Below are 14,728 nucleotides of genomic sequence, written 5' to 3'. Positions count from 1 at the left end.
AGGATGCCCGCGCTCCTTCCAATAAAAACCGAAAACGTGACCGTTCAGAATATAACTTATAAACCCCCTATCCACAGACTTATCCACACCCTGCTGCGAACAATTTCCATCCCCAGCTTCCAGATGGCTATAATGCCGCATCCCAATCCTTAGTTTTCTGTCAATGCCTGCATCCCTCAACGCGCCTACACGGATTTTCCGCGTGGCTTTGCCCGTGCCTGTTTTTAGCCTGTTTGATTATTTGGCTGTTGATAATGTTTCAACCTGCCCCGGAATCCGTATTGAAGTACCGTTTGGCAAGGCCAATAAAATCGGGGTATTGATAGAAATTGCCGATGAAAGCACCGTGGCGGTGGAAAAATTAAAACCCATTGTGCGTCTCGTCGATGACCCGCCCTTGTTGTCGGCGACGGATCTGGCCTTGTTGCAGTGGGTAAGCCGTTATTATCATCATCCCTTAGGCATGGTGGTCAGCAGCGCGTTTCCGGCAGGCTTGCGGCAAGGCAAAGCGGCGGTGTTACCCACGAAAAAATATTACGCGCTCACCGAATCCGGCAAACAGGCCAATAGTTCGGAGTTAAAACGCGCCCCACGCCAACAAAGTCTATTGGAGCTGTTCCAGCAGCAGGCAACGGCTTTGTCGGAAACCGAACTGTCGTTGTGGCATAGCCAATGGCGGATAACAATTAAAGGCTTAATCCAGCGGCAATGGCTGGAGCTGGCAACGGTTGCCACCCGAACATCTTTAGCAACAGCATACGGCAAGCCCGTTGGCTTATTGTGCAATCCCGACCAGCAAGCGGCAATCACCGCAGTGGGCGGACAACTTGGCAAGTTCGGGGTATTTTTGCTGGATGGTGTGACCGGCAGCGGTAAAACCGAAGTGTACATGCAATTGATCGCCGAAGTGCTGGCGCAAGGCTTGCAGGTGTTGGTGCTGGTGCCGGAAATAACCCTCACGCCGCAATTGGCCGACCGTTTCCGGCAACGCTTCACTATCCCCATTGCCTTGTCGCATTCAGGCTTGACCGACACCCAGCGGCAAACTGCCTGGCTGCAAGTGCAACAAGGCGAAGCGGCGATTTTGCTGGGGACCCGCTCGGCCTTGTTCACGCCGTTTAAGCAATTGGGGCTGATTATTCTCGACGAAGAACACGATGCGTCATTCAAGCAACAAGAAGGCTTCCGTTTTTCCGCCCGTGATGTCGCCGTGATGCGCGGCAAGCTGTTGGATATTCCGGTGCTGCTAGGTTCCGCCACCCCGTCGATGGAAAGCCTCTACAACGTCACGCAAAAGCGTTACCAGCGGCTGGCTTTGCCAAACCGCGCGGGATCGGCGATACCCCCGGTTTTACAGTTGCTCGACATCAGAAATAAACGCGTGACGGAAGGCTTGTCTGATGCCTTGCTGACAGAAATAAAAACCACGCTGGCAAAAAGCGAACAAGCCTTGCTGTTCTTAAACCGGCGCGGTTTTGCACCGACCCTGATTTGCCATAGTTGCGGCTGGGTGGCGCGCTGCCAACGCTGCGATGCCAACCTGGTCATGCACCAGCGGGAACAACGTTTGCGCTGCCATCATTGCGCCAGCGAACAAGCCCTGCCGCGCCAGTGTCCGGCCTGTAAAACTGGCGAGCTAACCGCCTTAGGCTTAGGCACGGAACGTATCGAACAAGTATTAAACGCACACTTTCCCGATAAAACCGTGATCCGTCTTGACCGGGATTCCACGCAACGCAAAGGCTCGCTAGAGGAGTACCTGGAACAGATTCATGCGGGCCACGCCGATATTATCCTCGGCACACAAATGCTCGCCAAAGGCCATCATTTCGCCAATGTCACGCTGGTGGCAATTATTGATGTCGATAGCGGTTTATTCAGCATTGACTTTCATGCCACTGAAAAACTCGCGCAGTTGGTCGTCCAAGTCTCAGGCCGTGCCGGACGCGCCGACAAGCCAGGCAAAGTCATCATGCAAACCCGCCGCCCTGAACACCCCTTGCTCACCACGCTAATCAACGAAGGTTACCACCGCTTTGCCCAAACCGTGCTGGACGAGCGCAAAACCGCGCTATTACCGCCATTCAGTTACCAAGTTTTGTTACGAGCCTATGCAATTGATGAAAACGCGCCAGCCAATTTTCTGAATGCCGTGGTCGATTTACTGAAAAACAAAACCATCCCCCACACCCAAATTTTAGGGCCTGTATCGGCGCCGATGGCAAAACGCGGCGGACGCTATCACTACCAACTGTTGCTACAAAGCACCCGGCGACAAGAATTGCATGTCTTGCTGGATGAATTGATGCCGCAACTGGAAAAGCTTAAAACCAAACAAAAGGTGCGCTGGTCTTTAGATGTCGATCCGGTGGATTTGTATTAAGGGGAGCGCGGACATCTTGTCCGTCCTTGGCTACAGAATTCAGCGGGACGGAGTTTTGTAAGCCCGTCCTTAACGTTTTGAGGGGCTGATGAGGAATGGGCATGGAATAAGTTCGTGGATTGAGACCTGTCAGGTTTCTTGTGCCCCAGAGGGTATTAAAACCTGACAGGTCTAGCGGGTAATTGCCAAAACTATTCCATGCCCATTCCTAAGCAATTGAAACATTATGGAACGGGTCGCCTAATGCGCCTACTGTTGGAACAAACCCGTTCCAGCTCCTGATTTTCCATCTCTTGCAATTCCCCCAAGTTCCGGTTTAGGGACAAGCGTCAACATCGAAACCATCAATCTTCGTCCGACACCCCGGAACGCTTCAAGCCCAAATCCGTTTCCAATTCCATCACCTCAACTCCGCGTAATTTCCGTTCCATCGCTTTCGTGCGCGTGGTTTGCAGGGTTTCCAAGGTATTCGACGCGGAATTGATATGCTTATGCACCGCCGCCAGTTGTTCGGAATATTTGACGAATTCGGTTTTGACTTCCGCCAACACTTTCCACACCTCGCTGCTGCGTTTTTGCACGGCTAAAGTCCGAAAACCCATGTTCAGGCTGTTCAGCAAGGCCGATAAGGTCGTAGGGCCCGTGATGGTGATGCGGTATGTGCGCTGTAGACGTTCAAACAATTCGGGATGGCGCAGGATTTCACCGTACAGGCTTTCAATCGGCAGGAACATGATCGCAAAATCGGTGGTGTGCGGCGGGTCGATGTATTTGCCGCTGATGTCTTTGGCGAAGCCTTCCACCGCTTTCAACAAGATTTTTTGCGCCGCATCAATGGCGGCGATGTTGCCTTCCTCCCATGCCGCCAACAAGGTTTGGTAACTGTCCAGCGGAAACTTGGAATCTATCGGCAACCACACGGTTTTTTCATCGGATTTGCCGGGCAATTTCACCGCAAATTCGACATGGTCGCGGCTGCCGTGCTTGGTGGCGACGTTGACGGCGTATTGGTCGGGCGCGAGGATTTGTTCGAGGATATTGCCCAGTTGGTACTCGCCCAAAATGCCCCGCGCCTTGACATTGGACAGGACTTTTTTCAAATCGCCCACGCCTGTCGCCAGATTCTGCATATCGCCCAAGCCCTTGTGGACTTGCTCCAAACGGTCGCTGACCTGCTTGAACGATTCGCCCAAGCGTTTTTCCAGCGTGTCGTGCAATTTTTCATCGACCGTCCGGCGCATTTCGTTGAGTTGCAACGTGTTGTCTTCGCGTATCGCCTTGAGTTGGTTTTCAAGCGTTTGCCGTATTTCCATAATGCTGGTTTTTGCTTGCAGATTGGCTTCGGTCTGTTGCCTGTTCAATTCAGCAAATTGCAGCCGCAATTGCCCGTTAAAATCTTTGATGCCCTCGGAAAATTTATCCTCGAATGACTTCAGGCCAGCATTCAATTCCAAGCGGTTGGTTTGTGCATCGGTTTTTATGGTCGCGGCAAAGGCGTCGAGTTGCTGCACGGTTTTTTCGCGGAATTCGTCCTGCTTGTGGTTGAGCATATCGCTGGAAGCCTGGAACGATAAGCCCACGCTGTGTTTAAAATCATTGGAATGGTTGATGAGTTTCTCCGACAATTCGTTTAACGCCGCTTTGAAGGCATTGAGTTGCTGGATTTGTACGGTGCTGTTTTCGGCAATACGGTTAAGCAGCGTGTCTTGCAGGTTTTTAAAAACATCCTGGAGTTCACGGCGGTTTTCGGCGCTGACTTCACGCAGTTCTTTCCGGGATTGCGAAAAGCCTAGAGTCAGGCTGGCGTCGTTGTTTTGCAGCAAACGGCTTAATTCTTGGAAACTACCGTCGGCTTGGATTTTTAGCAGTTTATTGACCCGGCTCAACACCAGCAACAATAAAATGAAGATGCCGGATAACAGCACGATGGCAGAAAGTTGTATGGGTTCTATCATGAGTAAAAGTAAGTTTAAAATCGCTTCTGAATATCGCACAAAATGGCCCGGAAGTCCCGAATGTGATCATGGAACGACTTAATTGGCACAAATAGGCGGGCCACAAAACTTGCTGGCACTATAGCTATCAAATTGTAAATTAAGGTTTGCTAACAAAAAAATGATGGGATATAGTCCATGACGAATTTGGGAGTGGAATCAAATAATCAATAACTTACAATCATTTCTCTTTATAACCGATTGATTCTTAGTCTGCCTGCGTAACATTTGTCAATCACACTACAACCTATAAAACCAACATCCATGAAAATCTTCCAATTTATATTTTTAGCGTCTGTCTTTACTTCGGTGGGCTGTAGCTCAAGCAAAACCACCGACCTAAACCCTGCCGCCCCTAAACTATCAGCCGCCCTAACAGGAATCTACTGGAAACTCACGGAACTGAATGGCGAATCCGTGGCCGATGCCAAGGGAAGCGGAAGAAGGGAAATTTTTATGTTACTGGATGAGGATGGCAGGGTAAGCGGCAACGGCGGTTGCAATGGTTTTGGCGGCACATTCAAAACCAGTGGCGATGGTTTCCGCCTCACTTTTTCGCAGTTGATAGGCACACAAATGGCTTGCCCGGATATGAGCCTGGAAAGCAGGTTATTTAAAGTTCTCGAAGCGACTGATAGCTATTATGTAAACCACAACGAATTGCAGCTTATCAGGGCAAGGATGGCCCCTTTAGCTAAGTTTATTGCCATTCCCGATAAAAAATAATCACTTAAAAAAGCACATAAATCTTAATTAGTCATATTTTCGTTTTTTTAGGCCGGGCAAGAAAAACAAAAAACTTCCATTCGGGCAACCGGATGGAGACTTAAGTAGGGCCGCAAAAAGTCTTTTAACATGAGTAACGGGGCGGGTTTTGCCCCCCGTCCCTTTGTGGTTGTTTTTCACCATATCCTAAAGCGTCCACGCCGTTTTTCGCCGCGCCACCATCACCCCGTCACGCGTTGGATTGATAAAGGCATCAAATTCAGGGTCGTTAAAAATCAGTTGGTTATGCGTTTTTATAGCCTCGGTCCAGCCATTAAAAACATCGGTGTATTTTTCCATCGCCACCCGCCCGCGCCACAAGACATTGTCGGCAATGTAAAGCCCGCCAGGGCGGATGCGGGTTTTTACCATAAGCCAAATTTCCGGGTAATCGCCTTTGTCGGCATCGTTGTAGCAAATGTCAAACAGGCCGTCAGTCCGGGCAAAAACATCCTGCGCCATGCCGACTTGAAAATCGACCCTGTCCCATAATCCGGCGGCAACCAGGTAGTTTTTGGCTTTTTCTTGGTTCAGAAAATCGGCTTCGGTGCAAATAATCTGGCCTTGTGCGCCCACGGCTTTGGCAAACCAGTAGGCGGAATAACCATAGCCGCTGCCAAATTCAAACACCCGCCGGGCGTTGACCATTTTTGCCATGCTTTCCAAAAACACGCCAACTAAGCGGCCTACGATAGGGAAATTGTTTTTTTCTGCGAGAGCTTCCATTTCTGCCAACACGGGGTGGTCGGTGTTGTGGGTCAGATTGAGCAGATAGTTTTCGATGATAGGATTGACTGGATTTGGCATATCGGGATGATAACAGAGAGTGGTGGTTTGCCCTAGGAAATGGCGATACTAGGGTTTGGCTAAAAATAACTTCCCGAACTGTCATTGCCGAAACCGTAGAGACCTGCCAGGTCTTAAATCAGGAAGTTAATATTGGCCGAATCCTAAATGGCAATATTTCGCTGGAATATACTTATTTGCAGTTGTTTCTAATACAATGTAACAAACCAGATAATTCAAGAGCCCCATGACCCCCAACCAACTGATAATAAAATGTTACGCCGAACAAGAGGCTGATTGCTGGGTTGCGGTATGCTTGGACTTTAACCTTGCTGCACAGGGCGATTCTTTCGAGGAAGTGAAAACCAAGCTCGAAGCCATGATTGCCGAATATGTTTTTGACGCCCTGGCAGGTGAAGACAAGCCTTACGCCGCGCAATTATTGTCAAGACGCGCCCCGTTGTCTTCATGGCTTAAATACTATTTTATCAAGCTGAAAATCACGTTGCTGCATGGAACGGGACGTGTATTCGATGAAACCCTGCCGCTTATCCCTGCATGAGCGGTGAATATCCACCGCTGACCTGCAAGGACATTAAAAAAATTCTCGCCTATCTTGGCTTTGTTGCCCGCCCCCAAAAAGGTACGTCCCATGAACAATGGGTAAAAGAAGCAAACGGCAAGCTGTATAAAGTAACCGTTGATTGCCCAAAATCGCCCTTCTCGCAAACGCTTATCAAAAGTATGGCTGAACAAGCCGGGTTAAAAAAGAAGGCTATGTCACCGTTAATTGTGGAAGCCCTAAATGACGTGGCTTTGAGCGAAAGCCACAATCTGCATTAAATAAGGCTTTGCTCCGAAAGTAAAAAATTTTCAACAATTAACGGTGACATAGCCAAAAAGAAAGACTTTTACCGGATATTCAAACAGCTTTAGCCGCCCCGATAACATAAACCCGTTTGGCGTTATATCGTTCCCACGCTCCGGCGCCACTGCCATTAAGTTAAATGAATGTATTTAATAATCAATTGGTTACGATTGGCTTATGTGGAACATTTTTCGGTCGGGTTACGCTATCGCTAACCCGACCTACAAATTCGTAATACATTGTTTTAATTAAATTAAACTCTTAACTGTGGGCAGTGGCGCCGGAGCGTGGGAACTATGGGAGCTTATAAAAAACCGAAATATCACAGCCTTAAATATAACAGGCAATAAAAAAGGCCTTACAATTTCTTGTAAAGCCTTTACTTATCCTTTGGTACCGAGGGCCGGAATCGAACCGGCACGATGTCACCATCACCGGATTTTGAATCCGGCGCGTCTACCAGTTCCGCCACCCCGGCAAAGAATGCGCATTATAGGCAACCCTATTTGAAATGCCAACCATTTTTTTAATATTTTTGTAATTAAACTGCGTTTGTTTTGAAATCCATCGTTTTAGCGAGCACTTAAGCCCATGTTTGGAAACCAGATCCCAATAAACGCCTGCTTCAAGGATTTTTTGGCTGAATCGGCCCAAGCTGATAACATGCCCGCCTATGAAAAAAAGTGACTTTAATTACAACCTGCCGGACGCGTTGATCGCGCAACATCCTTTAACCGAGCGCACCGCCAGCCGTTTATTGTGTCTGGACCACGATACCGGCGCGTTGCTTGATCGGCAATTTTGCGATTTTATTGATTTGCTTGAACCCGATGATTTATTGGTGTTTAATGACACGCGTGTGATTCCGGCGCGGCTTTTGGGGCAGAAAGCCAGTGGCGGCAAGGTCGAGATATTGATCGAGCGCATCGTTGATGAGCAACACGCGATAGCCCATGTCCGCGCCAGCAAAGCACCGAAAGCTGGTGGCACCATCCATTTGCCGGAAGGGTTTTCCTGCACGGTCGAAGGCCGCGAACAGGATTTGTTCCAATTGCGGTTTGACGGCGGGCAAACCGTGTTGGAAGTGCTGATGCAAATCGGGCATATCCCCTTGCCTCCGTATATTGACCGCGCCGATGACGAAGCGGATTTTAGCCGCTATCAAACCGTGTTTGCGAAAACGGCGGGCGCAATCGCCGCTCCAACGGCGGGGCTGCATTTTGACCAAGCTTTGCTGGACAGCATCCAAACTAAAGGCATCCGTTCGGCGTTTGTAACTTTGCATGTCGGCAGCGGTACGTTCCAACCCGTCAGGGCGGAAAATCTCGATGAACATGTGATGCACAAGGAAGTTTTCAGCGTCCCGCCCGAAACCGTCACGGCGGTCGCCCAGACCCGCGCCCGTTCAGGCCGAGTGATTGCGATAGGCACAACAGCGGTGCGGGCATTGGAATCGGCGGCGCAAACCGGACAACTTGCCGCCACCTGCGGCGATACGCAATTGTTCATCACGCCTGGCTACTCGTTTAAGACTGTTGATGCCTTGTTGACCAATTTCCACTTGCCCGAATCGACGCTGTTGATGCTGGTCAGCGCGTTTGCGGGTTATCAGCCGGTGATGGCGGCGTATCAACATGCCGTAAAACAAGGCTACCGTTTTTTTAGCTATGGCGATGCGATGTTTTTAAGCCGTTGATTAACCGACATTGCGGCAGGCTTAAACTGGTCAACATGTCCACCACGAAAGGAATCAATACCAAAGCCGAAACGGGTTTGTACCAACAGTTGGCGCATTAGGGGGCCGTTCCGTTTTAGTCCCTGTAGGTATCTTGAAACGTTACGGGCGAGGTTTCAAACCCAAGTGCAACACATTAATGTCAAGCCCGGCGTATTCGACCAGCCCACGCTCAGCTATGATTGGAGGCTGTTTGAGTTGTCACAAATTGCTGGACTCCATGCGGCCGGAAGGCGCTTTGCCAATGAACGGTTTGGCTACAAACGCGGCAATAAACACATGACAACTATCTTTGCGGAACTTTGATGCCCCCATTATCCCGCCGACGTTTTCTTGAAGGGCTCATTGCAACTGGGGTGGCCTCATTGCTACCGGCGTGGTGTAAAACAGCATCCGCCAAACCGGTCGAAATCCTCAGCGGCACCGAATTTACTCTCACCATCGCCGAAACCCCTGTCAATTTTACCGGCGTAACGCGGACAGCCACCACCGTCAACGGTTCCATCCCCGCCCCGACTTTGCATTGGCGCGAAGGCGACACCGTCACGCTCACCGTCATCAACCAGCTCCAAGAAACCACCTCCATCCATTGGCATGGCCTGATTTTGCCTTATGACATGGACGGCGCACCCGGCATCAGTTTTAACGGTATCGCGCCGGGTGCTAGCTTTACTTACCGTTTCAAAGTGCAACAATCCGGCACCTACTGGTATCACTCACATTCGGGTATGCAGGAGCAAACGGGCCTATACGGCGCGATTGTCATTGCACCAGCCCAAGAAACCCTCCAAGCGGAGCGTGATTACATCATCCAATTATCCGACTGGACTGACGAAAATCCGTTGGCCGTGTTCGCCAAACTCAAAAAGCAAAGCGATTATTACAACTTCAACCAGCCAACCGCGCTGGATTTTATCCGTGATGTTGCCAACCAGGGCCTGAAAGCCGCCTTTGAACAGCGCAAAATGTGGAACGAAATGCGTATGTCGAGGACGGATTTAGCCGATATTTCCGCCTACACCTACACTTACCTGCTCAATGGAACACCGGCATCCGGCAATTGGACTGGCTTGTTCAAAGCGGGTGAACGGGTGCGTTTGCGGTTTATCAACTCCGCTGCCCAGACGTTTTTTGATGTGCGTATCCCCGGCTTAAAAATGACCGTTGTCCACGCCGACGGACAAGCGGTTGAACCCGTCACCGTCGATGAATTCCGTATCGGCTTGGCGGAAACCTTCGATGTCATCGTCACCCCCGGACACGACGCCTACACCATTTTCGCCCAAGCTATGGACAGAAGCGGCTATACCTGCGGCACACTGGCAACCCGCGCCGGCCTAAAAGCTGACATTCCTGCTACTGACAAACCCGAACCCTTGACGATGATGGACATGATGGGGGCAATGGACGGCAACGTCCCCGTGCACCACGCCAAAACCGAATACGGCGCGAGCGTCGATATGCGCGTGGACACCCCGCGCACCAACCTCGATGATCCCGGCATAGGCCTTAGGGACAATGGTCGGCGTGTGTTGGCTTACGCCGATTTGCACAGCGTCGGCGGCATCATCACCGACCTCCGCACGCCAGAACGCGACATTGAACTGCACTTGACCGGCAATATGGAACGCTATAGCTGGTCGATAGACGGCGTGGAATTTAGCGAATCCACGCCTATCCATTTCCGCTACGGCGAGCGGCTACGGGTGGTTTTCGTCAACGACACGATGATGACCCACCCCATGCACCTGCACGGGCTATGGAGCGATTTGGAAAACGCCGAAGGCCAGGTGCAAGTGCGTAAGCATGTCGTGGTCGTGCAGCCCGCACAGCGCGTCAGTTTTCGCGTCACCGCCGATGCGAAAGGCTACTGGCCTTGGCATTGCCATTTGTTTTACCACATGCACGGCGGCATGTTCCGGGTTGTGGTGGTGGCGTGAGGAAAATAACGGGGAATTTCAAGGAAAACCGTCGTTCCGGCAGGGATTGCCGGAACGCGGAAACCAATATCTGTGGGTGGATATGCCAGCATCAGGATTTCAAAATCATTGCCAAACCCTTGCTGCTGGTTTGCCTAGCCGCCCCGTTCACGCAGGTCCAAGCAGAATCTGACCCTATGGAAGGCATGGATCACAGCAAAATGTCACACGGCAGCATGGCTAGCGGGCCACAGGATGCCGCCGCTCCAACTCCCTCCCCGATTGCGCCAGAAACACCAGTCCACCAGCACGACCATGCTACACACAACCCTGCCGCACACAACCCTGCCAGCCAAGCACCTGAAACTGCCCGGGAAGCCAACTATTCTGACGGCTACGGTTTCGATCCCGCCATTGTCCACAGCCACAAAGAAGAGCACAACTTAGCCGCCTTGTTGGTTGACCGTTTGGAAGGCTTGGGAACGGATACGCAAAGTTTACTGACCTACGATTGGCAGGCCTGGTATGGCAAAACCTACGACCGCGCCGTGTTCAGGGCGGAAGGCAATATCGACGCGGGGCAATTCACCGAAGCGCGTAATGAATTGCTTTGGGGACACGCCCTGACCGCGTATTGGGATACCCAACTCGGTGTCCGCTATGATACGGGGCAAGGAGACGACCGGGGCTGGTTTGCCTTTGGTTTCCAAGGGCTGGCCCCCTATTGGCTGTATATCGAAGCCACCGCTTACATTGGCGAACAAGGCCGTATCGCCTTCCGCTTTGAGAGCGAATACGACATTCTGATCACGCAACGTTTGATTTTACAGCCGCGCATCGAAGCGAATATTTATAGCCAACGTGATTTAAGCCGTGGCGTCAGTGACGGGCTGTCGGATTTTGAAAGCGGACTACGGCTACGTTATGAAATCCGCCGCGAATTTGCGCCGTACATTGGCCTGGAATGGTCAACTTCGCATGATGTCAACAGTACAACCGACAGTAGCTCCGATGCCTTGCGTTGGGTGGCGGGGCTACGTTTTTGGTTTTGATTTTCGGATAGGCCCACCGTTTATCGGATTAACTGGAATACCGGTAGAAAGGAATGGCTCAATATGGGTTTCAGGGTCTTGTTAAAGATAGTTGCTAAAATGGCAAGCGCCTTTACTTCGGAGTACAAACCTAGTGCCCAGTCATTTTTATTTTGACGGGTATTTGCGTAGGCCGGAATAAGTAGCCACCCAAAAGTCTTTTGACATCCCTTCAAACAAATTCGATGAAGCAAGGCTTGCCGACATTGGCCAAAATATCAAACAGGTTTTGCTTGAGGGATAAAAAAGAGCTGAATGCAGAGGAGTTTTATATTGACGATAGGATTTTCCAAGCCGCAGAAATCGGTAGGATTCATGCGAAAACAGCATGATTTTTGGCAAAGGTATTGTAAGGAAACAATCTAATTAATTGCACCCATTAACATACGATTTTTCGGTTTCGTAAGTAACCGCTTATATTCAGTATCACCAACCTGCATCCGCTTTTTTCAATACATAAGCTGCTACATTTTCAATATCGCCCGCATTGATAATACCTGTTTTGCCAAAAGCTGGCATAGGCGGTTTGCCATTGGTGACTAGCTCAATAATGGTTGCGGCTGAGTTCATTTTGTTGGTTTCTAAATCCTCTTTGCTTAAAGACTTGCCAACTCCCATGATATTTTTGCCACCTGAATGACAGGTTGTGCAATTTTGGGTAAATACGTCTTTTCCTTTCTCTGCATCTGCCGCCATACTAGAACTTGCAAAACTGATAAGTGTTAAGGCGGCTACTGAAACAATTGTTTTCATTTATTTGTACTCGTTAAAAAGTTTCATTAAAAAAAGCTCATAGATACCATCTTACAAGCTTACCAATCATAAGGTTGGCATCCTCTAAATAAAGGATAATTGGGACTTAAACTCCTAATGGACGAAAACGTATACGCATAAGTCATATCCCAGTCCAGGATATGACTTATATATCATCACAATTTAAAAATCATCCCGTGTAAACACCTGGCGATTGGAGGGCTATTCCGTATCCACACTGATAAGCAGGGACGGCAACAGTTTAAAAACGGCACTCAATATATGCCACTGATTGCTGTTATTTTTACCAGATTCCATATTACGGACTCTTAATAAAGTTATTTCCTGAAATAATTGCCCGGAAAATTTTCACGCCCCTAGGATTGTTTTCAAACTGTTTAACACTTACGGCTTGCCGTCCAGTCAGGCATGTCCGCTTCTACAGGGTGGTTATCACTTCCCGTGTTCGGCTTTTAGTTTCGCCTCAAAAGCCTGTCCTTTTGTTTTGGCGGCTTCATTGCAGGTTTTTAGTGCGGCATGGTCAGTTGCCGCCTGTACACAACTGAGATGTTCTTGCAACAATTGCAGCCGCTCTTGAAGATTGCCGGTTTCTTGGTCTTTCCTGGCTTGAAATTTAGTAGGATCCTCAGCGGCCTTCACCACCGAAGAAACCAACAGCCCGGCACCAATAATGGAAAATAGCGTGTATTTAGATAAATTCATGTGTGCACCTAAAAGTTATTGTTAATACTATTTCTGAAGATAGGCAAGCGATGTTTAACCCGTTAGGATGTTGGCCACCACTAACGTCTTGCCGTGGTTTTAATAACTGATGTTACGCAGGCAAACGAAGAATCAATAACTTACAAAGCAAAAAATAACTGTAAGTTATTGATAGTTCGTAGTCGGTGCGTAACATCAGTTAATAACCTTCCCAGACGCAAAATAGGGTTAAAACCATTCCCCGCCTTTATCTGCGAAGTTTTATTGGGGCACAGCCCCGATAAATTTATTTCCCGTTGCTTTTCAAGCGTGTCAGTTTGTCTTTTAACGCCATAACGGAACGCTCGATGTTTTCCCACGCCGTCCTGGAACCCGCCGTGTGGATTGCGGATTTCATTTCATCAATTGCTTGGTACAGCTCCCGGTAATCTTCCTTGCTGCCATAACCCAGTAATATCGCTAGCTTCAACTGACTTTTTGCAGCATCGGTAAGATTGATGATTTGATCCCGGATAGCTTGTTTCGACAAATCTTGTTTATGCTCCTGTTCCGATGCGACAGACAGAAACTCTTCAGCCCGCAGTACGGGCAACGGCATGATTTCTGTTGTCGTTTCAACACTGCTTAACAGCGTATAAAGTGCGTCCGCCGCGTCTCCGGTCTTGCCCGCATTCGCTAAAGCCACCGCATTACGGATACCGGAAGGGTACAATGTCAGCGGAATGCTGGTGGTAGTGATGTCCATTTCACTGACCAATTCACCGATCAATTCCCTCGCAGCTTGGATTTTGCCGTCTTCAAACAAATCGTCAATCGTGTCCAGGATTTTTTTAACTTTCGCCTCATCGCCGACAAACTCCTCAACCCTGACCGAAACGTTCGCCGGGATCATTGCCAGATTGGGATTTTTAGCCAACAATATGTCCAATTTCCCAGAAATCCCCTGCAAAATCCCCGTGGCTTTTTTGGCATCGTCTTTCAACAACGCGCTAAGGGCTTGTTCAGTCCCATCCAAAACATCAGCGGCTTCGTTCGCTATTTGCTGCGATTTTTCCGCCAGGACTTTGAGTTTGCCGATCTTGGGTGTATGGGGATTGCTGGACACTGAAGCCGGATATTTTTGTACCTTGTCATCGGCTTCAGCTTCAGCCATATCTAACGTAAAAGGTAATGATGAAATGATGATGGAGGCGGTATATACTGCAATTTTGGGTAATGTTTTTTTCATAATCAATTTTTATGCCGTAATTTAAATGGCTTTGCAAAAACTAAATGCGTCAATATTGCTTGTGTCAATGCTACTATGCTTTTTTTATGCCATCAATAAATAGTAAATAAAATCAATATGATAAGAAATATATAAAAATTAAATGGAAAATTATTGGTTCAAAAAAACCATATATAAAGGGGGATTTCAACCAGACTCTTACAATAATGCTGTTTTCCAATAACAAGTCATATCTCCAGCCATCCAGGATATGACAAATCCGTCATCACTTTAAACATCGTCCCGCATAAACACTTGGCCACTACGTCTACACCCCTACCCCGTGCGGATAAACGGGGTACTACAACAGGCCACCGTGTTATACCAATCCCAATAAGTTTCTATGACAACACCGCCCAGCTCCGAGAGCAAAGGGATCGAATGGCGTCCGGTTGCAAAGCAAATTTATTCCAAGCCTGACAGCAGACATCAAGAATGTCGTCA

Annotated in this window: 12 protein-coding genes and 1 tRNA gene; 7 read left to right on the top strand and 6 right to left on the bottom strand. The window is 49.1% G+C overall.

The features are described 5' to 3' along the window. Nucleotides 1-163 precede the first annotated feature (163 nt). Complete coding sequence (locus tag PHH59_RS13080) at nt 164-2,383, top strand: primosomal protein N' (RefSeq protein WP_300016876.1); 2,220 nt, start codon at nt 164-166, stop codon at nt 2,381-2,383. Between the two features lie 344 nt (nt 2,384-2,727). Here PHH59_RS13080 and rmuC read toward each other — a convergent pair whose 3' ends face one another. Further along, nucleotides 2,728-4,338, bottom strand: coding sequence for a DNA recombination protein RmuC (gene rmuC, locus PHH59_RS13075; protein WP_300016874.1), 1,611 nt, complete (start codon nt 4,336-4,338; stop codon nt 2,728-2,730). Nucleotides 4,339-4,641: 303 nt separating this feature from the next. Here rmuC and PHH59_RS13070 point away from each other — a divergent pair, with 303 nt between their 5' ends. After that, nucleotides 4,642-5,103 carry an META domain-containing protein gene (locus PHH59_RS13070; protein WP_300016872.1) on the top strand — a complete coding sequence of 154 codons (462 nt, stop codon included), beginning with the start codon at nt 4,642-4,644 and terminating at the stop codon, nt 5,101-5,103. 186 nt (nt 5,104-5,289) lie between these two features. Here PHH59_RS13070 and PHH59_RS13065 read toward each other — a convergent pair whose 3' ends face one another. Continuing rightward, nucleotides 5,290-5,949: an O-methyltransferase gene (locus PHH59_RS13065; RefSeq protein ID WP_300016869.1), complete on the bottom strand. Its 660-nt coding sequence runs from the start codon at nt 5,947-5,949 to the stop codon at nt 5,290-5,292. A gap of 226 nt (nt 5,950-6,175) precedes the next feature. Here PHH59_RS13065 and PHH59_RS13060 point away from each other — a divergent pair, with 226 nt between their 5' ends. Together PHH59_RS13060 and PHH59_RS13055 are read left to right on the top strand one after the other, a co-directional pair. Further along, a complete protein-coding gene (locus PHH59_RS13060) occupies nt 6,176-6,490 on the top strand; it encodes a DUF1902 domain-containing protein (RefSeq protein ID WP_300016866.1) in 315 nt (104 codons plus the stop codon). Continuing rightward, nucleotides 6,487-6,771: a type II toxin-antitoxin system HicA family toxin gene (locus PHH59_RS13055; RefSeq protein ID WP_300016863.1), complete on the top strand. Its 285-nt coding sequence runs from the start codon at nt 6,487-6,489 to the stop codon at nt 6,769-6,771. Before PHH59_RS13060 ends, PHH59_RS13055 begins: the two co-directional genes overlap by 4 nt. A 416-nt stretch (nt 6,772-7,187) precedes the next feature. Here the strand turns inward: PHH59_RS13055 and PHH59_RS13050 are convergent. Beyond that, nucleotides 7,188-7,274, bottom strand: a tRNA-Leu gene (locus PHH59_RS13050). Between the two features lie 195 nt (nt 7,275-7,469). Between PHH59_RS13050 and queA the strand changes: the two genes are divergently transcribed. The 3 genes from queA (at nt 7,470) to PHH59_RS13035 (ending at nt 11,502) form a co-directional block, all read left to right on the top strand. Further along, a complete protein-coding gene (gene queA / locus PHH59_RS13045) occupies nt 7,470-8,492 on the top strand; it encodes a tRNA preQ1(34) S-adenosylmethionine ribosyltransferase-isomerase QueA (RefSeq protein WP_300016860.1) in 1,023 nt (340 codons plus the stop codon). Nucleotides 8,493-8,836: 344 nt separating this feature from the next. Next, entirely contained in the window at nt 8,837-10,471 is a 1,635-nt protein-coding gene (locus PHH59_RS13040) for a copper resistance system multicopper oxidase (RefSeq protein ID WP_300016857.1), read from the top strand. Then, nucleotides 10,468-11,502, top strand: coding sequence for a copper resistance protein B (locus PHH59_RS13035; RefSeq protein ID WP_300016854.1), 1,035 nt, complete (start codon nt 10,468-10,470; stop codon nt 11,500-11,502). The genes PHH59_RS13040 and PHH59_RS13035 overlap by 4 nt, the downstream gene beginning before the upstream one ends. Nucleotides 11,503-11,967: 465 nt before the next feature. Here the strand turns inward: PHH59_RS13035 and PHH59_RS13030 are convergent, their stop codons facing one another. From PHH59_RS13030 to PHH59_RS13020, 3 genes are all read right to left on the bottom strand, one after another. Next, nucleotides 11,968-12,294 carry a c-type cytochrome gene (locus PHH59_RS13030; RefSeq protein WP_300016851.1) on the bottom strand — a complete coding sequence of 109 codons (327 nt, stop codon included), beginning with the start codon at nt 12,292-12,294 and terminating at the stop codon, nt 11,968-11,970. A gap of 453 nt (nt 12,295-12,747) precedes the next feature. After that, nucleotides 12,748-13,017 (bottom strand): hypothetical protein, encoded by a 270-nt coding sequence (locus PHH59_RS13025; protein ID WP_300016848.1) that lies wholly within the window; start codon nt 13,015-13,017, stop codon nt 12,748-12,750. Between the two features lie 286 nt (nt 13,018-13,303). Then, nucleotides 13,304-14,245: a YfdX family protein gene (locus PHH59_RS13020; RefSeq protein ID WP_300016845.1), complete on the bottom strand. Its 942-nt coding sequence runs from the start codon at nt 14,243-14,245 to the stop codon at nt 13,304-13,306. Nucleotides 14,246-14,728 lie beyond the last annotated feature (483 nt).

The sequence above is a fragment of the Methylovulum sp. genome (genome assembly GCF_028687615.1).
Classification (GTDB): domain Bacteria; phylum Pseudomonadota; class Gammaproteobacteria; order Methylococcales; family Methylomonadaceae; genus Methylovulum.
The sequence above is the reverse complement of the archived record's forward strand: the minus strand, read 5'-3'. Positions and strand labels throughout refer to the sequence as shown.

What these genes read in the sequence shown, in the direction of transcription:
- rmuC (WP_300016874.1), bottom strand. Translation starts at nt 4,338, where the DNA reads ATGATAGAACCCATACAACTTTCTGCCATCGTGCTGTTATCCGGCATC.
- PHH59_RS13055 (WP_300016863.1), top strand. Translation starts at nt 6,487, where the DNA reads ATGAGCGGTGAATATCCACCGCTGACCTGCAAGGACATTAAAAAAATT.
- queA (WP_300016860.1), top strand. Translation starts at nt 7,470, where the DNA reads ATGAAAAAAAGTGACTTTAATTACAACCTGCCGGACGCGTTGATCGCG.
- PHH59_RS13040 (WP_300016857.1), top strand. Translation starts at nt 8,837, where the DNA reads ATGCCCCCATTATCCCGCCGACGTTTTCTTGAAGGGCTCATTGCAACT.
- PHH59_RS13030 (WP_300016851.1), bottom strand. Translation starts at nt 12,294, where the DNA reads ATGAAAACAATTGTTTCAGTAGCCGCCTTAACACTTATCAGTTTTGCA.
- PHH59_RS13020 (WP_300016845.1), bottom strand. Translation starts at nt 14,245, where the DNA reads ATGAAAAAAACATTACCCAAAATTGCAGTATATACCGCCTCCATCATC.
- PHH59_RS13065 (WP_300016869.1), bottom strand. Translation starts at nt 5,949, where the DNA reads ATGCCAAATCCAGTCAATCCTATCATCGAAAACTATCTGCTCAATCTG.
- PHH59_RS13070 (WP_300016872.1), top strand. Translation starts at nt 4,642, where the DNA reads ATGAAAATCTTCCAATTTATATTTTTAGCGTCTGTCTTTACTTCGGTG.
- PHH59_RS13060 (WP_300016866.1), top strand. Translation starts at nt 6,176, where the DNA reads ATGACCCCCAACCAACTGATAATAAAATGTTACGCCGAACAAGAGGCT.
- PHH59_RS13080 (WP_300016876.1), top strand. Translation starts at nt 164, where the DNA reads ATGCCTGCATCCCTCAACGCGCCTACACGGATTTTCCGCGTGGCTTTG.
- PHH59_RS13025 (WP_300016848.1), bottom strand. Translation starts at nt 13,017, where the DNA reads ATGAATTTATCTAAATACACGCTATTTTCCATTATTGGTGCCGGGCTG.